The sequence below is a fragment of the Rhodococcus koreensis genome, from assembly GCF_017068375.1.
GTDB classification, from domain to species: Bacteria; Actinomycetota; Actinomycetes; order Mycobacteriales; family Mycobacteriaceae; genus Rhodococcus_F; species Rhodococcus_F koreensis.
The window spans coordinates 696,985-714,684 of the sequence record NZ_CP070610.1 but is presented as its reverse complement, the minus strand read 5'-3'; the positions used below and the strand labels follow the sequence as shown (position 1 = coordinate 714,684).

The following is a 17,700-nucleotide window of genomic DNA, read 5'->3' as shown; positions in this document are numbered from 1 at the left end:
CCGTCACGGGATCGACCGCTCGGACGGCAAGATGGCTCGTTTCCGCCGATTCGTGCAGGCCGACCCGGCCCCATGCGTAGGGACTGCCAATGGTGGTGCTGGTATCTCCTGGTCACTTAGGTGATATTGAATCGTCCCGAGTTTGATGCACACCTTCTTTCTTGGGAAGGTGATCCTTATGCCGAATGTCTATCCAGCCGAGGTGCGGGAGAAGGCCGTGCGCCTGGTCCTCGAACACCGTGACGAGTACGCCTCGGAGTACGAGGCGATCCGTACGATCGCCGAGCGGATGTCCCTGAAGACGGAGACGGTGCGGGTGTGGGTCCGCAAGGCCGAGGCGGCGGGTGGCGGCACCCCGGCTGCGTCGGCATCGGAGGCTGAGGCCGAACTGCGGGCTTTGCGGCGGAAGAACGCCGAGCTGGAGAAGACCATCGAAATATTGAAGGCTGCAACGTCTTTCTTCGCGCGGGAGTGCGACCCGCCACGCAAGTGATCTGCCGGTTCATCGCCGAACACCGCGATCAGTTCGGGGTCGTACCGATCTGCCGGGTGCTCACCGAGCACGGGTGCACGATCGCCCCGAGAACCTTCTACGCCTGGCGCAGCCGGCCGTTGTCGAAACGGGCATTGTGGGACGCCACCATCACCGCGGTGCTGGCCTCCTACTACGTCGAGCGGGACGAGCACGGTCGACGCAGGCCGGAGTCGCTGTACGGCTCGTTGAAGATGTGGGCCCACCTGCGCCGTCAGGGCATCGAGGTGGCCCGCTGCACCGTCGAACGGCTCATGCGCGTCAACGGGTGGCGCGGTGCCAGCAGGGCGAAGAGGGTCCGCACCACCGTGCCGGAGCCGTCGGCGCCGCGGCCGCCGGATCTGGTCGACCGGAACTTCCGGGTCGATCGGCCCGACGCGCTCTATGTCGCGGACTTCACGTACGTCCGGATGGTGTCCGGCTTCGCGTACACGGCGTTCGTCATCGATGCGTTCGCCGGCACGATCGTCGGTTGGGAGGTGTCGACGTCGAAGGAGACCGCGTTCGTGCAGCGGGCGGTGAACCAGGCCTGCACCTTGCGGACGATGCAAGGTAACCCATTGCGCGGAAACACCATTCACCACAGCGACACGGGGTCGCAAGGCGGATTCAATCGGTCGTCGCAACACCTGGCTGTTGCAGTGAGCGTAGCTGGTCGGCGAAGACCTCGGCGGGGGTTCGCCAGTCGTGCATCTTGCGGGGCCGGTTATTGATCGCCAGGACGACGGCTTCGAGGTCCTCGGCGGACCACCTGGACAGATCGGTGCCCTTCGGGAAGTACTGGCGCAACAGGCCGTTCGTGTTCTCGTTCGTCGGTCGTTGCCAGGGCGAGTGCGGGTCGGCGAAGAACACTCTCGTGCCGGTATCGAGAGCGAACTGGGCATGACCGGAGAGTTCCTTCCCGCGGTCCCAGGTGAGGGTCTTGCGGAGCTGCTCGGGGAGGGTGGTCATCGATGTCGTCAGCGCGGCGTTCATCGCGACGGCGCCGTAGCCGCCGAGGGAAGGACCGTTCTTCACGGGTGGCTTGTCGCCCCAGCCCTCCAGCCGAGGCAGGTGCACGAGGATCGTGGATCGGCTGCTGCGCTCGACGAGCGTGCCAATTGCGGACCGGCCGGTCCCGATGATCAGATCCCCCTCCCAATGCCCCGGAACGGCGCGATCGGCGGCTTCGGCGGGGCGTTCGCTGAGCACGACGTCCTCGGTGACATGCCCTTGCGGCTTGTTCTGCGACCGCGCTCGGGGAACCCGCAGCGCCCGCCCGGTGCGCAGGCACGCGACCAACTCCCGTTTGAGCGCGCCACGGCCCTCGATGAACAACGATTGGTAGATCACCTCGTGGCTGATGCGCATGGACTCATCATCAGGGAAGTCGATCCTGAGCCGGTGCGAGATCTGTTCCGGGCTCCACGCCGTCGCCCATGGCCTGTCCTGCCGATGCGGCTTGTTCAGCCCCTTCCACGCGGGCGTCTCAGGCCCACGGACGATCGTGCCGTCGGGTCGGCGGACGCTGCCGGAGAGCCGCTCCTGCACGTACTTTCGCAACCCGTCGTTGCCCACGAGCTTCGCCGTCTTCGGGCGCTTCGCGGCCTGTTGCGCTTTCCACTGCGCCACCAGGGCCCGGTAGACCGGCTTGCCGCCCCGGGTCGCCGCGTTGCGGCGCAGTTCGCGTGAGATCGTTCCCGGGTCACGTCCGATCCTGCGGGCGATTTCGCGCACGCCAACATCCTGGGCGCGCAACAGCGCGATCTCCTCACGCTCGGCGAACGACAGGTAGCGGCCCGTGGGCTCGTCCAGGCTGATCGATCGGCGGCATGCCACCAGCGTGACGGAACCAACGGCACCCGACCGGCCATGACACGCCGACGGCCTCCGCGGCCTCGACCGTCGTCACTCCCGATGCGATCCGCCGCCAGAAGTCCCGCTGCACCGCACGAGAGGGCTCCGGCCGGCCCGGTGAACGCATCGGAGGTCGCAATGCCCTGTCCGCCGCCCACTGCCGCCTGGCACCCACCTGCGCCTGAGACATCTGCTTGTTGCTGTATCCCATTGCACACCTCCGTGATCGAGGTGTTGCATCGACCGGTTGAGCCCGCCCAATATACGGCTCTGCGCTTCGGGGAGACCCTGTTCCTGCAGGGACTGGTGCCGTCGATCGGGTCGGTGGCCGACGCCTTCGACAACGCCCTCGCCGAGACGACGGTCGGGCTCTACAAGGCCGAGTGCATCGCCGACGACTCCCCGTTCCGCATCGGGCCGCTACGCACCGTCAGCGACGTCGAGGAGGCCACCTCGGCGTGGGTGCACTGGTACAACACCGACCGGCTGATGCACCGCCTTGGGCGGATCCCACCCACCGAGTACGAGGCCAGGTACTACGCTGCACAACGTGCCGATCAACCGGTCGCACACAAATAACAGTGTGTGCATCGGACCCGGGATGGTTCATATCGCCGTCAGAGCCCGCGGCCGGGTCCCCGTGTCCGAGAATCAGGGTTTCGCCCCGCCTGACGGCGGGACCGGGCTTGCGCACTGGGCCGCCGAGGGGCCCAGCGCTTACACCCCTCGACATTGACGGAGACTCCATGAGATGCGAGTGTGTAGGAGTGTGGGAGCCAATATTGCAGCCAATAGGTCGGCCCGATAGGGCGGATTCTCGACCTCTTCCATGGTTATCGTCCCGACGCGATGGGTGATTCACTCGACACGGGAGTCAACCTTCTAGCCGGTGACTATCGTGCGATGCTGTAACTCCGGAAGTATCAGCTTCGCTGTGGGTTTGGTTGCGCCCGATCAACTTTGCGGCACGGCACTTCCGGGTAGCTCGCGCCGCGCCCCATGTTCAATCCCGTCAATGTCCCGTTGTCTACTGCGCCCAGCTCAATCGACCGTCGTTCGCGCGGGTGCAAGCCCGATATACACATGAGGTGAAGGTATGTACCACTATTTCTATCTGGCCGCTCGGAATCCTGCGTTCTCCGCCCAGCAGTTCGTGGACCGTTGGCGCCGGCACGCCGTCATCGCCGCGGCGGCTCCAGAGTTCTTCGAGCCGGTGCAGTGCTACGTCCAGAACGATGTACTGCACGACGGGCTGCCGGGCTTCCCCGAGGTTGTGACGGGGTTCGACGGCCTAGGCGAGTTCTTCTTCGAGAATCAGGAGGCAAAGCAGCCTCCGCCAGACCACCTCTCCGCCGACAATCGTGAGATCTTCGGCTCGACTGGGCTGCAGCGATTCGGGGGCTCCCGAGAGGTGCTGACAGGACAGGGCGAGGGACCCTACCGGGTGGTTCGGATCCTCGTTCGTCCAGACAACGTGTCAGAGCAGGCAATGGCGGAGGCCCTGCGGACGAGCGGTACGGGACTGCCGGGTCTCGGCGTGGCGATTTCGACCTCCACACAACCCGAGCTTGACTACGACGGGGTGCTCACCGTGTGGGTAGCCGACCTTATGGCGGCGGAGAAATTGCTCGTGTCGGAGGCATGGAAGCAGGCGACCCAGCGGTTGGCTACGGTCGCCGACCCAACGCGGTCGCTCACAGTCATCGCGCGAGAGGTCGTTCTCAAGGGCAGCGGACCACAGTGAACTAGGAATGAACCTTCTTCCGTGTCCCGGGAGAAGCGGCGAGAGCTTCGAAGGTTGCGGAGCTCAGTGCGCAGACCGACCCGAACCTGGGAGAACCGCGGTGCCGGACATCGACTTCCCGAGGGAGAAGCCCTTTAGTGTCACTGATGTCGCGACGAATTTGACTTCGACGGATGGGAAAAGAGGTTCGCCAGGCATGGCGAACACGTCGAAGGTGATCTCGACTCAGATCTCAGATGGCGCGATTGCGACCGGGTTGGGTTGTGAATTCTTCGCTGGCGGCCCAGCGTGCGAGAAGCGTGAACTTTTCCGCAGTGGGGCTATTATCGACGGCGCTATAGGTGATGACTGACAGCCCGGGTTCGCCGTGAATTTCGAGTACGAAGTAAGTTACGTCGAGGTCGCCGACTTCGGGGTGGTGGAAGACTTTCTCGCCCGTGCGGTGTGGGTGACTTTGGGTATCATCGCTATTTCGATCGGCGCTGTTCTTGCGACCACCGACCGGTCCGATGTCGACTTGATCTCGTTCCACGACACGGACGACCAGGAGCTCGCCAGAGACGAGTCGGCATCGGGTTTGAGTCTGTCTTCAACCGCCGGCGACCGCACCGAAGAGGGTTTGCGGAAGTAGTCGACTGCCGAACAGGGCGCTGCAAGGGCACCTCGATGTACTCGGCCAGGACGTGGGTCGCGGTGCCGGCTTGAAACGGACAGGATCTCCGGTTGGTGTGTGTGGCTTGTCGAAGGCCCACGATCAACCGGAGGTTCTTCTGCTCAGGTTCGAACCACGTTTCACTTCAGGGCGCTGACCGTCGATCGGTACCGCCAGGGCTCGCCGAAATTCTGGCCCACATCGCCGCAACGAAGTTCGGTGACGAGCGGGGGCAAAGGACAGGAAAGCTTGGCCTCCGCCGTCCACGTCCTGCACGAACTGATGGAAGAGGCACCGATTTGCCTGAAACGACGACACGCTCGAATCTACTTGGCGTCCTTATTTATGCGGCTTTGACGAGCGCGGTCGTCAGTTCGCTGGGCATGTTGCTCGTGCCGACCATCTCGGACGAGTTGGACGTGGACGTGAGCGCGGCGCAGTGGATGCTCACCATCAACCTTCTCGTCGGGGCGATCGCAACGCCGATCATGGGCCGACTCAGCGACGGTCCTCACAAGAAGCGGTTGCTGCTCTGCTCGCTGCTGACGATCCTCCTCGGATCGGTCGTGGCCGCGGCGGCCCCCAACTTCACGGTGTTCCTGATCGGGCGCGCACTGCAGGGATTGAGCTACGGGATCGTTCCGGTGACCATCGCCCTGGCGCGTCGCTACCTGGCCGAGAAAGAGATTCAGTTCGGCATCTCGAGTCTGTCGGTAACCGTGACGACGGGACTCGGCGTCGGTTACCCGCTGACCGGGATCCTCGCCGATCTGTTCGGCTTCCGGTTCGCCTTCTGGTTCGCGGCTTTGTTCTTGACGACGACGGCCTTGGTGGTCTGGCGGGTCGTTCCCGGGGGCCCGGACGAGCGGGCACCGCGCCGACGCTTCGACGTGCCGGGGGCGCTCTTGATCGGTGTGGGACTTACGGCATTGCTCGTCGCCGTGAGTGAAGGCTCACGCTGGGGTTGGACCAGTCTGTGGACGATCGGGTTCTTCGGCACTGCAGGAGTTGTTCTCGCCGTGTGGTCCCTCGTCGAACTTCGCACACCACACGCGCTGATCGACCTACGCGTCCTGCGCAACGGTGATGTGCTCGTGGCCAATGGCACCGCGATCGGGCTTGGCGCTGCCATGTACGTGGGACTGTCCATCGGTAGCCTCATCGCTCAGTCTCCGACTTCGACGGGGTACGGCATCGCATTGCCGCTGTTTTGGGGAGGGTTCGTGATGCTTCCCCTGTCGATCGGTAGTTTCGGTGCGAACCGGCTCGTGCGTGTCGTCGCCCGGTGGGTCCGGATGAGAACGTTGCTCCTTTTCGGCGCCGGCCTGGTGACGGCCTCGAGTGTGCTGCTGTGGTGGGCCCATAACGAATTGTGGGAGATTCTGGCCGGAATGTTCGGGTTCGGGATCGGGATGGGTATGACGTACGCGGCGATGCCGGCGCTGATCGCCCGCAGTGTTGCCGACACCGAACTCGGCAGCGCCGTGAGTTTCAACCAGGTCCTGCGCACGGTGGGGGGCTCCTTCGGCAGTGCGGTCTCGGGTGCGGTTCTCGCCGCGCATCTTGCTCCGGACCTGCACCCGACAGAGGCGGGAATCAAGCTAGCCCTCGCGCTCGGAGCTTTCGGTTGCGCAGTCGTGTTCGCCGCCCTCCTCGTGAACCGCCTGATGACTCCGGGAAAACCCACCGTGAACCCCGGGAACAGCGGGTCCAGGAGCTCGACTGCAACCCCATTTCACACACGGCGCCGACGCCGGCCGCCACTGTAGTCGAGACGGTAGACAAGCGTGGGTTGCCGTTCCCGGAAGCCCTCCGCAGGAGATCACTTACGGTGGGATGAAAGGGAATCGCTGCCGATGACCATGCGAATCGTCGAACTTGGGTGTTCGGAACGAAAGTGTAAGTGCACCAACATTAGTCGGTTCACACCGATGATCTAAGATCATTGGCGCGGATGTGTCCCGAAGGGACACATCCGAGTTGTGGATAGAAAACGCGCGAAGTTGCTCGCGGCCGCCGTGCCCCGACCGATCTGCACAACCGGCACAACTGTCGGATCGTTCCGCGTGTTCACACGAATGGAGACTTGAATGCCTGAGTTCGAGACGACCGCTGATCTCTATGACGAGCACGGCGAATCGCTTAGCATATGTACCACTCAGTTCCGTCAATATGGCGCGCGCACGCGATTCCAAGGCACTCTCGCTACCTTTCGGGGGCACGAAGACAACGCGCTACTGAAAACTTTGGTCAGCGAGCCTGGGCACGGCCGGGTGATCGTGATTGATGGGGACGGCTCGCTCCACTGCGCCATGCTTGGGGACAAGGCGGCAGCCACGGCAGCACGGAACGGCTGGGAGGGTTTCATCGTCAACGGTGCCATCCGCGATGCGGCTGCGTTGGCCGTGATCAATATCGGAGTGAAGGCGCTTGGGACGAACCCCCGCAAGAGCGGCAAGGAAGGCAAGGGTAATCAGCTCGATGTCCCAGTCGCTTTCGGGGGCACCGTGTTCATTCCGGGTGCCCGTGTTGTGTGCGACGAGGACGGGGTGGTCCTCGTGCCCCGGCCGACTGCACATTAAAAGAATCGAGAGCCGGGCTCGCGACAACGAGCTCTGCTCGGGGCTATGAGTTGTAACGGGCAGCGAACTAAAAAGTACCTCGGCCCGGATGGGGCAGAGGTCCATGGGGTTGGGGGCGGGCACGGCTGCGTGTATCAGCTCACGTTCGTCTCGTCCTCGGTATCTCACAGCCCGCGTTGCTCGCTTCTTCGATCAGGTGATCATGTCCGCTTCCATGAGGCTCTTGGCCTTCTTTCCTGCGTGCTTGCGCAAAGCCTCGAGCGGGAGGGGATGATCCACCTGTGTTGCGGACACATGGCCCTCGATGGTGGTAGAAGCGGTTCGGAAGTCGTGACGACGGAGCCCAGTAGGCGGGCGAGACGCGGAGAGTCCGCGGTCAGGTTAATCATGCGGTGAAACGCGTGGCCGAGGGAGGCGATACGTTCTGTGTCGCCCTGAGCGATGGTGTCCTGGTGTTGTTGAAGGACTTCCTCGAGTTCGACGATCTGCTGGCGAGTGACGTTCTTCGCGGCCCGTGCGGCCAATTGCGGCTGAGCCCAGAAGAGGTCGCGCACGTCTTGCTTCGTGAATGGAGCCACGACGAAGCCGCGTCGGGAAACCGTCTCCACAAAGCCTTCGCTCCGGAGTGCAAGGAGTCCCTCTCGGACGGGCGTCGTGCTGACGTCCACGGCTTCGGCGATTCGCTCGATGCGGAGGAAATCGCCCGCCCGGACTTCGCCGAAATGACATCTCGCATACGTACGAGGCAACTTCCTCCGGAAGTTGCTGTCGTCTTGATCTGGCCAGGGCATCGTCGGTCGCACCTTCCCGGACTCGCGGAACCGCAGTGTCGTGAGGGGGCAGAACGCGGCTTCGACCAGATTCGCAGCGGCAAGCGGCTATTGGGTGATCTGACCTGATGTCGGGTGCATGCCTTGCTCGTGCGTTCGGGCAAAGTGCCTCCGCACGTGGGCGCGGAAGATATTGTAACAGTGGGCCATTGACGGAGACCGCCGTCTCGTCAATGCCCTTCCGGTGGCTCGCCGCGGGGGCGGCCCCCGGCTATCAGACGATCGCCCCGTTCCGCAAACGGCACCTGTCCGCACTCGGTCACCTGTTCGCCCAGGCCGTGGGGCTGGTCAGGGGCTTGGTCCGGCTGGGTCGGGTGGCGTCGACGGGACGAAGGTGCGTGCGAACGCCTCCAAACGCAAGGCGATGGGCTACGCGCGCATGTCGGAGGAGGAGAAGGCTGTCGCCGACGAGGTCTCGGCGCCGCTGGCCGAGGCCGACCGTGTCGACACCGCAGAGGACGCACAGTTCGAGAAGAATCGGCGTGGCGAGCTGCCCGAGGAACTGGTCCGCACACGCGCCGGACGCCCACCCGCATGGTCACCGCCGACCGCGGTACGACGAGAAAGCTGTTGAGGACGCCCTCCGCGACCCCGGCGTGCAGGGCGTGGTGATCCCTCGCAAGGGCAAACCCTCAGCTGGCCGGCGAGCCGTGGAACACCGGCCAGCATTCCGGCGAACAATTAAGTGGCACAGCGGAGTCGAAGACAGAATCAGCGCCCTCAAACGCTGATACGGCTGGGACCGCACCCACATCGACACATTGAAGGCGCCAAGATCTGGGTCGGCCACGGGGTTCTGGCTCACCTGATCAAGATCAGCGCCGTGCAGCGCGAATGCGCTTATGGGAGGAGTCTGCCCCAACCCGTCCTCACTGGCGCGAAGTGGCCGACAGCTGTTCACGGAGTCGCCTCGAGTCGAAGAAGCTAGTGAGCGTGCTCCAATACTGCGCGAACGACCTTGCCGTCAAGCACATCTGCGTAGCCCTGCGCCACTTGATCGACACCGTAACGCTGCGTGATCAGCTCGTCGAGCTTGAGATGCCCTTGGTCGTACAGCCGTGCCAGGCGCGGGATGTCGTAATGAGGATGGCACTTGCCGTACAGGTTTCCCAGTAGCGAGATGTCGTAGAGACTGAGCCGGTTGCCGGCGATCTGTACATTGACGTCGTACGCGACGTCTGCGGTGGCGGTCAGGACCAGACGCCCCCCCTTGCCGGTTGCCTCGAGCGCACCGGCCGACACCTCCGGCGTCATCACACCGACTGTCACAATGGTGACGTCGGCGCCCGTTCCATGGGACAGGTCTCGAGCCAGTTGGGCGCCCTCTTCGATGGTCGCCGCAGTGTGCGTGGCTCCCACTGTCATGGAGAACTCACGCTTGAACGGCACCGGATCCACCACGATCACCTGGCCCGCGCCGAGGAATGCCGCGGCTTGGACGGCGTTGATGCCGATCCCGCCAGCGCCGATCACCATCACGGTGTCACCCCCGCTGATCTGTCCCACGTACTCGGCGGAACCCCACCCGGTCGGCACCCCGCAACTCAGGAGGGCGGCGGCGTGGAGCGGGAACCAGTCGGGGATCTTGATACACGAGTTTTGGGGTACCACGATGTGGTCGGCGAAAGTACCCAGGATGCAGAAGCCACCGACGGGACGACCGTCGAGATAGTTGCGGTAGGTTCCATCCGGCAGCATCCCGGTCGCCACATTCATCTGGAGTTCGCACATCCGCGAGCGGCCGGACAAGCAGTACTTGCAGAGGCCGCACTGCGGGACCGGCGACAGAACGACCTGGTCTCCAGGCTTGAGTCGGGTCACTCCAGGTCCCACCTCCTCGACGACACCCGAGCCCTCGTGGCCACCGATCAGCGGGTAGACGCCCCCGCCTCCGGCGCCACCGTGGCGCCGATGCTCGTCGGACCGGCACAACCCCGCGTACTGGACCCGGATCAGCACCTCCATTTCTTGCGGAGGTTGCAGTTCGAGCGTGACGGTCTCCCAATCCCGCTCCTGCTCGAGCAGCACCGACGCTTGTACCTTCATCATCGAAAATCTCCTTTAGTCAGTTGTCGTAGGGAGTCGTATGGTCCGTACTCAGGTTCCAGACGACAGACTTGCGTTGCGTATACATAGAGACCGAGGCGAACCCGTTCTCGAGACCAATGCCGCTCTGCTTCATTCCTCCGAAGGGCACGGACGGATGGAAGGCCCGGTAGGTGTTGATCCAGACAGTCCCAGCAGTGAGGTTGCCGACCAGGTATTGGATCGCAGCCGCGTCGTTGCCCCAGATCTGCGCACTGAGCCCAAAATCGGTGTTGTTCGCCCGCGCAAGTGCATCGTCGAGATCTCGATAGGCCAGCACACTCGCGACGGGACCGAACGCCTCGGTCGTCGCAACCGGATTGTCATCGGCAACGTCTGCCAGGACCGTCGGCTGATAAAACGCCCCGCTGGCAAGGTCCCCGTCGTCAGCAGGAGCGCCACCCGCGAGGCACGTGGCGCCTGCTGCAACCCCCTCACGCACCAGCTTGTCGACCCGTGCACGATGTTCCCGGCTGATGAGCGTGCCCATCTGGGACGACGGAAGCGTCGGGAGCCCAACGCGAATGTCCTTCGCTCGGCTCGCGAGCTCGGCGCAGACCTGATCGTACATGCTCTCGTGCACGAGAATTCGCGATCCTGCAACACAGCTCTGGCCACTCTTGACGAAGTTCGAATGCAGGACCGACGGAATCGCCGCCTCGAGGTTTGCGTCCGGGAGAAGAATCGACGGGCTCTTGCCGCCCAGTTCCAGAACGACCGGGACGATGTTGCGGGCCGAGGCACCGATGACTGCCCGGCCCGCGCCGGGGCTGCCGGTGAAGGCGATCATCCCGATCCCGGGGTGCTCGCCGAGCATCGGGCCCACTACTGCGCCCCGACCGCTGACCATGCTGATGACACCCCGCGGGATTCCGGCCTCGAGTGCCAACTCGACCATCCGGTAGGGCAGTAAGGGCGTGATCTCCGGCGCCTTGTGCACGATACAGTTGCCGGCAACCAGCGCCGGGGCAGACTTCATCGTGACAAAGTTCGCGTTCCCGTTGTAGGGGCTGATGCCCGCGACCACGCCGAACGGTTCGTCCAAACCGTAGGCGAGCCGGCCTGGCACCTGCGCGTAGGTCGTCCCTTCGATCTTGTCAGCCATCCCGGCGAAGTAACGCAACGTGCGAACGGACGAGTCGATGTCACCGAGCACCTCGCTCCGCAGGTGTCCGACATCAGCCACCTCGAGATCGGCCAATTCGTCGCGGTGGGTCTCGATGCGGTCCGCCCAGCGGCCGATCAGCCTGCCCCGCTCGTCGGGTGAGGTCGAGCGCCAGATCGAGACGAATGCATCATGAGCCTGCTCGATCACGGTGTCCAGGTCGGGGGCCGAAATTTCGTGCACCTGTGCGATGGTCTCACCGGTCGCGGGGTTCACTACGGTGATCCACTCACCGTAGCTGGGGACGACAACGCCGTCCCCGCCGATGTATCCCAACCGAATAAGCCCTGCCGTGTCGGCCATTTGATCCCCTTCCGTCTCTTCTGCGGATCGGTGACCAGGAGCCGACGACCGGTGGTTGAGCACTCGGCGTAGCGTTTGGGACACGGAATGCGCACCAATCGAATCCGCTGATACACCATCACGGACGTACCATATTACGAATATGCGTACGGTATCTAGAACAACCTACAAGTGGGAGGGGCAACGGTCAACCCGCCGATGTAACCGTTGACGCAATGAAGTGTTCACTTTAACGTACATGCATTCCGAATGCCGAACGCGGAATATGGGTCCGCATCTCCGGTGGACCTTGAAAGGTTGGCCAACAGCATGTTTGGTCATAGTTCAGGTAGACCCAGCTGCTGTGGGCCGATGGCTCTCACCTGGTCATGCCCGCTACGGGCGCCCGCGAGGATTCGAAGTCGGTCAGCGGTGGGATCCCTGCGTCGTCGTCGATGAGCACAACACGTACGCGGCCAGGGCCGGACGTGCTTGCCTGCGCCGCTGACACCCGCGGAGTCCAGGTGGCCGGATCGCGGACGTCTTCACATGCATTCTCGGACGAGGATGTCGAATGGTCAGTTGGTGTGGGGGATCTGGTCCCAGCCCTCGACGGATTCGGGGGTGCGGGGTGCGGGTCCGGTGTAGATGGCGGCGGGGCGGACGAGTTTGCCGAGGCGTTTTTGTTCGAGGATGTGGGCGCACCAGCCGGCGGTGCGGCCGCAGGTGAACATCGCGGGCATCATGTGCGCGGGGACCTCGGCGAAGTCGAGGATGACCGCGGCCCAGAATTCGACGTTGGTTTCGATGGCCCGGTCGGGGCGGCGTTCGCGCAGTTCGGCGAGGGCGGCCTGTTCGAGTGCGGCGGCGGCCTCGTAGCGGGGGGCGTTCAGGCGTTTCGCGGTGGCGCGGAGCACCCGGGCGCGGGGGTCTTCGGCGCGGTAGACGCGGTGCCCGAAGCCCATCAGCTTTTCCTTGCGGTCGAGGATGCTCTTGACCAGGGCGCGGGCGTCGCCGGACTTTTCGGTGTCCTCGATCATCGGCAGGACGCGGGCGGGGGCGCCGCCGTGCAGGGGGCCGGACATCGCGCCGATCGCCCCGGACAGGGAGGCGGCGACGTCGGCGCCGGTGGAGGCGATGACGCGGGCGGTGAAGGTGGAGGCGTTCATGCCGTGTTCGGCGGCGGAGACCCAGTAGGCGTCGATGGCGGCGACGTGGGCGGGGTCGGGGTCGCCTTTCCAGCGGACCATGAACCGTTCGGTGACGGTTGTGGCTTCGTCGATGCGTTTCTGGGGGATGGCGGGATGGTAGATGCCGCGGGCGGACTGGGCGACGTAGGACAGGGCCATGACGGAGGCGCGGGCGAGTTGTTCGCGGGCGGTGTCGTCGTCGATGTCGAGGAGGGGTTGGTATCCCCAGATGGGGGCGAGCATGGCGAGGCCGGCCTGGACGTCGACGCGGACGTCGCCGGTGTGCACGGGCAGGGGGAACGGTTCGGCCGGGGGTAGTCCGGGGCCGAAGCGGCCGTCGACGAGCAGGGCCCACACGTTGCCGAAGGTGACGTGCCCCTCGACGAGTTCCTCGATGTCGACGCCGCGGTAGCGCAGGGCGCCGCCGTCCTTGTCGGGTTCGGCGATGTCGCTGGTGAACGCGACCACGCCTTCCAGACCGGTGACGAAGTCAGCTGGTACCCCTGTGCGGTCGGTGAGCTCTGCAGTAGTCATACCTATGGTTCCTCGAATGTTGTGGTGTCGGGGGTTATTCAGCTGGACTGCGGTGTTCTTGGCCATCACCGCCGCGAAGTCGACCTTCGATCGCAGGTAGCGCGGGATGTTCAACGCGTGCCGTAGGCGGAATCACCACGCACCAGGATGCGGCCTGCTGCGCCCGCCTTCCGGTCGGTGACGCCGTAATGCGACGATCCAGCTCGAACGGAGAACTGTCCTAGTGGCTGTCGATGACCGCCGACGCTCTGATCGCAGTCCTGCCGGCAACCACCCTCCCAGGCCTCAGAAGGCGAGGTCGATGCGCTTGATGACACCGTCGAGGGTCCCACGCTGGTGGGAACGAGGTGGTGTCATCACCCCGGCATGCGACAAAGGGATGTTCGAGTAGAACTTGATCGATCAGTGCACCGAACTGTTGCAGCAAGATTGAGCTCGGCTGGCCCGCAACCTGCGGTCGTGAATCAGAGTGCGTAGCCGCCGTCGGTGTTGATCGTCTGTCCCGTGACGTAGCGAGCGGCGCTGCTGGATGCTAGATACAGGACCGCCTCAGCGACGTCCTCGGCTCGACCGGCGTACGGAAGGGCGCGATTGCGTTGCAGGATCTCCAGCGCCGCCGCGTTGTAGTGTCCGGATTCCCTGAGCCGCCAATGCATCCCGGCCTCGACGCCGCCGATGCCCACTCCGTTGGCGCGCACGCCGTATCGGCCTTCCTCGCGAGCGACCCCACGAATGATGGCCTCGACGGCCGCCTTCGGCGCGACCGAGAGGATGTCCTTGGCCGGGTACCGCCGGAGCCCTGCCGTATGCAGGGCGACGATCGAACCTTGCGAAGCACGCAGATGCGGAATCGCCGCGTGGACTAGATTGAAGAAGCCCGCGGCATCCTGCAACAGGTAGTCACGGAACTGTTGCGGCGGAGTCCGGCTGATGTGCATCATCGGCAGGTCTGGACCCGACGCATATACGAGTGTGTGCAGGCCACCGAACTCATTGGCGACCTGATCTACACACTTCTTCGTCTCCGCCTCGTCCTCGGTGTTCAACGCCTCCACTGCCGTCCGGCGCTTCAGGGAACGGATCTGCGCTGCGACCTCTTCGGCCGTCGCCTCATTGCGCCGATAGGTCAGCACGACATCGCTGCCTGCCTCGGCCAGGCGCCGGCAGATCACTCGGCCGATACCCCCGCTACCCCCAATGACCAAGGCTGTGCCAGTGGAGAAGTCGGGTGAGGGGCTGCTGGACATGATGCTCCTTAAGTCAGTGATCGAAAACGAGAGCCTGGGCTTGAATGCGACCCGAGGAAGACTTCACTAATTCGAAATACCGTATACCAGTCTCGATACTCGAACAAGAGGAGTTTGGGCAGGTCCTGCGCCGGTTGTGTGAGTTCCGGGAATGGACACGCGCTCTTCGGTTTCGCCGACGGGGGGTCGGCGCTCGCGGGTTACGAGAAATCTGGCACCTGTGGTGGGGCTCCCGAAAGAATCTCGTTGTGCGTCGATCCGTAATTTTTCGCTCAACCCTTCGATCTCGGCCACTTGTCGCACCATGGACCCATCTCTACAAGGCGAACTCCTGGGCGCAAACGAAACCTTGACGTGCCGACCGTCACACCACTACGGTACGCAATGTCGAATGCACAAACGAATATAAGAACGGGGTCGGTATGACTGCACCCGACAGTCTTGGTGTACGGCCAGAGGGTCCACGTGATAGCGGGACCAGGTGCGGCGTGTCGCATGCTCATCTCGGCATTCGTCGGCTCGCGGGTAGAGTGGCACGACTTCGATCTATTATCTACGCCTCGTAGCCGTCAGCGTGCTGCATCTTCCCCAGTTCAGGGCGACGGCGGGCATCCTTTGACCAGATCCGAAGGGACGGCGGGGATTGTCGGGCAGTATGCCTCATGGCATTTCTGGGTGAACTTTTCTCGACCGGCGCACGGTATATGGACGCCTCGCGGGGCTACCGGGTAGCCGGGCCAGTCGGGAGGAAGACTGACCGATGTTTACGTATCCCGCCCCCACGGTGTATCGCTCGTCGGACGAACCGATCGCCGTCAGTCGGCAACTCGTCGCGAACTCGTAATGACCAGCAACCTAGCGAAACCAGTTCGATCCGAGACAAACGACAGCAGATTTCCACATAGGAGCAGATGTGACCCCAACGACAACCGACTCGGTCACACCGTTGTCTACAAGCGAGCAGCAGCGAAAGGCGAAGAGAGCAACCGCAGTAGCGGCTTTCGGAACGCTCATCGAATATTACGACTTCAGTGTGTACGGCTACGTGGCGGCCACGCTGGCGGTGGTCTTCTTCCCCAGTGACGACCCGATGATCGGACTGCTGAACACACTGCTGGTGTTCGGCTCCGCGTTTGCTGTTCGCCCACTTGGTGCACTCTGCTTCGGGTGGTTAGGTGATCGTGTGGGTCGCCGCGCGAGCCTGATGGCGAGCATCGGTCTGATGAGCGTGGCCGCCGCCCTGACCGGGATGCTTCCCGGGTATGCGCAGATAGGTGTGGCGGCACCCATCCTGCTCGTGGTGTTCCGCATGCTGCAGGGCTTTTCCTCCGGGGGGGAAATCGGCGGGGCGGTCAGTTATATCCGCGAATGGGCGGAACCGCACCGGCGACCCTTGTACATCTCGTTGGTCCCTAGCCTCGGTGTGCTTGGAAAGGGTGCGGCGGCCGGGATAGCTGCGTTGTCAGCTTCTTTTCTCCCGTCAGAGGCGATGGAGGCGTGGGGATGGCGGATTCCTTTCCTGCTCGCAGTTCCGCTCGGGATTCTCTGCCTATATATGCGGCTGTCCATCGAGGACAGCCCGGAGTACACCGCATCGAAGGCTGACAACACGACCACAACACGGCCCTTTAAATTGCTGCTGGCGCACCACCGGGCACCGCTGGCCAAGGTTGTGGTGATCGCCGTCGTTCAGAACACCGGCGTCTACCTCGGTACCGTGTTCGTGGCGGTCTATTTCAGCAATATCCTCGGATTCTCCAAAGGGCAGGCCGCGACCATCGTACTGCTCGCCGTCGTGGCGGCGGCGATGTTCATCCCAGCCGCCGGACTGCTTGGATGTCGCGTCGGAGCGAAAAAACTTCTGACTATCTCCTACATCGTGTACGCGGTCGTCACCATTCCCTCGTTCCTGCTCATGGGGCAGCATTCAGTGACACTCGCAGTTATCGGTCTCGTAATCGGCATGGTTCCCTACGCACTGTGCTCAGCAGGAACTCTAACGATGTTGCCAGAAATGTTTCCGGTGCAGGTTCGCCACACCGGTGTCGCCTTTGGGCACAGCGTCGGTGCGGTGCTGGGGGGTGGCCTAAGTCCGTTCGTTGCCACCTGGCTGATCGACGTCACCGGAAACAACCTCGCGCCCGCCTACATCCTCACTGGAAGTGGGATCCTCGGCATCGCAATCGTTCTGGGCGCCGTTCGGAACACAACCACCGACGCCCACCTCTACCGCTGACCACTCGACGATTGGACGCGGGCGTGCATTCAGCAAACGCAACGCTTGGGAAAACAAGACAAACGAGAGCGCGCACTGGTTCTGCATGTTTCGGCCGGAAGCCGGCTCAATGGTTTGACGACCCAGAACGGCTGTTCGCCATACTGAATTCCCATACTGTATTACGAAACGATCAGCGCGGTGATGATCGCTGATCGTCTTGGTCCCACAACTCAGGAGGCATCGTGACCAATGACAAGCAAGCCATCCACGAGGTAGTTCTCGGGTACTGCCGCGGCGTCGATCGCCTCGACCTCGACCTAGTCCGCTCGGCCTACCATCCGGATGCTCTCGATCACCACAGTTCCTTTACCGGCAAGATCAACGAGTTCCTTGTCTGGGTGGAGACTGAGCTGGCCAAGTACCGCAGCACAATGCACTTCGTCGGCAACCACCTTGCGAAGGTCGATGGAGACCGTGCCGTCTCGGAGACCTACGCCATGGTCGTCCACGTCGGCCACTCTCCCCAAGATGAGGCCAACTACACCTCTGGCGTGCGTTACATCGACTACATGGAGCGGCGCGACGGCCGGTGGGCGATCTCGGAGCGTTGGGCCATTCGCGACTGGATCCGATCAGAGGTTAACAATCTTTCCCTCCCGCCAGGGCACGTCGCACAGGGTGCTCGCGGACAGGATGACCGGATTTTTAAGGCGCTCAAACTCCTTGAGGGCCATTCGAGTTCGGCTCTCCCCCTGAGTGCAGGGCTGGCGGGCCAGGGCGCGTAGCCCCGTCAGCGTTTTGAT

The 17,700-nt window shown here is 63.4% G+C and carries 11 protein-coding genes, 5 pseudogenes and 1 other annotated feature; of the genes and pseudogenes, 9 read left to right on the top strand and 7 right to left on the bottom strand.

The window, feature by feature from the left end; all coding sequences use genetic code 11:
* Positions 1-178: 178 nt before the first annotated feature.
* Positions 179-1,245: pseudogene (locus tag JWS14_RS44265) on the top strand (IS3 family transposase).
* Positions 451-582, top strand: a sequence feature (AL1L pseudoknot). (Overlaps the previous pseudogene by 132 nt.)
* Here JWS14_RS44265 and JWS14_RS44260 read toward each other — a convergent pair.
* A pseudogene (locus tag JWS14_RS44260) lies at positions 1,142-2,558 on the bottom strand (IS30 family transposase). The pseudogenes JWS14_RS44265 and JWS14_RS44260 sit on opposite strands and share 104 nt — an antisense overlap.
* Positions 2,559-2,623: 65 nt before the next feature.
* Between JWS14_RS44260 and JWS14_RS44255 the strand changes: the two are divergent.
* The 3 genes and pseudogenes from JWS14_RS44255 to JWS14_RS44245 all read left to right on the top strand — a co-directional run.
* Positions 2,624-2,947 (top strand): annotated as a pseudogene (locus JWS14_RS44255) (integrase core domain-containing protein); the annotation flags it as partial.
* A 517-nt stretch (positions 2,948-3,464) separates the two neighbouring features.
* Complete coding sequence (locus tag JWS14_RS44250; RefSeq protein ID WP_206016619.1) at positions 3,465-4,112, top strand: EthD domain-containing protein; 648 nt, start codon at positions 3,465-3,467, stop codon at positions 4,110-4,112.
* 100 nt (positions 4,113-4,212) lie between these two features.
* On the top strand, positions 4,213-4,464 hold the full coding sequence (locus JWS14_RS44245) for a hypothetical protein (protein WP_206016618.1): 252 nt from the start codon (positions 4,213-4,215) through the stop codon (positions 4,462-4,464).
* Here the strand turns inward: JWS14_RS44245 and JWS14_RS44240 are convergent.
* Positions 4,345-4,644: an MmyB family transcriptional regulator gene (locus JWS14_RS44240; protein WP_241031796.1), complete on the bottom strand. Its 300-nt coding sequence runs from the start codon at positions 4,642-4,644 to the stop codon at positions 4,345-4,347. The two genes, JWS14_RS44245 and JWS14_RS44240, sit on opposite strands and share 120 nt — an antisense overlap.
* 419 nt (positions 4,645-5,063) lie before the next feature.
* Between JWS14_RS44240 and JWS14_RS44235 the strand changes: the two genes are divergently transcribed.
* Positions 5,064-6,533 carry an MFS transporter gene (locus tag JWS14_RS44235; RefSeq protein WP_206016617.1) on the top strand — a complete coding sequence of 490 codons (1,470 nt, stop codon included), beginning with the start codon at positions 5,064-5,066 and terminating at the stop codon, positions 6,531-6,533.
* 321 nt (positions 6,534-6,854) lie between these two features.
* On the top strand, positions 6,855-7,346 hold the full coding sequence (rraA, locus tag JWS14_RS44230) for a ribonuclease E activity regulator RraA (RefSeq protein ID WP_206016616.1): 492 nt from the start codon (positions 6,855-6,857) through the stop codon (positions 7,344-7,346).
* 380 nt (positions 7,347-7,726) lie between these two features.
* Here rraA and JWS14_RS44225 read toward each other — a convergent pair.
* Positions 7,727-8,137, bottom strand: a pseudogene (locus JWS14_RS44225) (GntR family transcriptional regulator); the annotation flags it as partial.
* 541 nt (positions 8,138-8,678) lie between these two features.
* Between JWS14_RS44225 and JWS14_RS44220 the strand changes: the two are divergent.
* Positions 8,679-9,002: pseudogene (locus JWS14_RS44220) on the top strand (transposase); the annotation flags it as partial.
* A gap of 98 nt (positions 9,003-9,100) precedes the next feature.
* Here JWS14_RS44220 and JWS14_RS44215 read toward each other — a convergent pair.
* The 4 genes from JWS14_RS44215 to JWS14_RS44200 form a co-directional block, all read right to left on the bottom strand.
* Entirely contained in the window at positions 9,101-10,225 is a 1,125-nt protein-coding gene (locus JWS14_RS44215; RefSeq protein ID WP_241031795.1) for an alcohol dehydrogenase catalytic domain-containing protein, read from the bottom strand.
* A gap of 16 nt (positions 10,226-10,241) precedes the next feature.
* A complete protein-coding gene (locus JWS14_RS44210; RefSeq protein ID WP_206016615.1) occupies positions 10,242-11,729 on the bottom strand; it encodes an aldehyde dehydrogenase family protein in 1,488 nt (495 codons plus the stop codon).
* A 557-nt stretch (positions 11,730-12,286) separates the two neighbouring features.
* On the bottom strand, positions 12,287-13,432 hold the full coding sequence (locus tag JWS14_RS44205; protein WP_206016614.1) for a citrate synthase 2: 1,146 nt from the start codon (positions 13,430-13,432) through the stop codon (positions 12,287-12,289).
* 464 nt (positions 13,433-13,896) lie between these two features.
* Positions 13,897-14,679 carry an SDR family NAD(P)-dependent oxidoreductase gene (locus JWS14_RS44200; protein ID WP_206016613.1) on the bottom strand — a complete coding sequence of 261 codons (783 nt, stop codon included), beginning with the start codon at positions 14,677-14,679 and terminating at the stop codon, positions 13,897-13,899.
* Positions 14,680-15,592: 913 nt separating this feature from the next.
* Between JWS14_RS44200 and JWS14_RS44195 the strand changes: the two genes are divergently transcribed.
* Both JWS14_RS44195 and JWS14_RS44190 read left to right on the top strand, forming a co-directional pair.
* On the top strand, positions 15,593-16,915 hold the full coding sequence (locus tag JWS14_RS44195) for an MFS transporter (protein ID WP_206016612.1): 1,323 nt from the start codon (positions 15,593-15,595) through the stop codon (positions 16,913-16,915).
* 224 nt (positions 16,916-17,139) lie between these two features.
* Positions 17,140-17,682, top strand: coding sequence for a nuclear transport factor 2 family protein (locus JWS14_RS44190; RefSeq protein WP_241031794.1), 543 nt, complete (start codon positions 17,140-17,142; stop codon positions 17,680-17,682).
* Positions 17,683-17,700: the final 18 nt, after the last annotated feature.

Bases quoted from the DNA above. Each gene is read 5' to 3' on its own strand.
- JWS14_RS44215 (WP_241031795.1), bottom strand. From the start codon at position 10,225: ATGATGAAGGTACAAGCGTCGGTGCTGCTCGAGCAGGAGCGGGATTGG.
- JWS14_RS44250 (WP_206016619.1), top strand. From the start codon at position 3,465: ATGTACCACTATTTCTATCTGGCCGCTCGGAATCCTGCGTTCTCCGCC.
- JWS14_RS44205 (WP_206016614.1), bottom strand. From the start codon at position 13,432: ATGACTACTGCAGAGCTCACCGACCGCACAGGGGTACCAGCTGACTTC.
- JWS14_RS44200 (WP_206016613.1), bottom strand. From the start codon at position 14,679: ATGTCCAGCAGCCCCTCACCCGACTTCTCCACTGGCACAGCCTTGGTC.
- JWS14_RS44210 (WP_206016615.1), bottom strand. From the start codon at position 11,729: ATGGCCGACACGGCAGGGCTTATTCGGTTGGGATACATCGGCGGGGAC.
- rraA (WP_206016616.1), top strand. From the start codon at position 6,855: ATGCCTGAGTTCGAGACGACCGCTGATCTCTATGACGAGCACGGCGAA.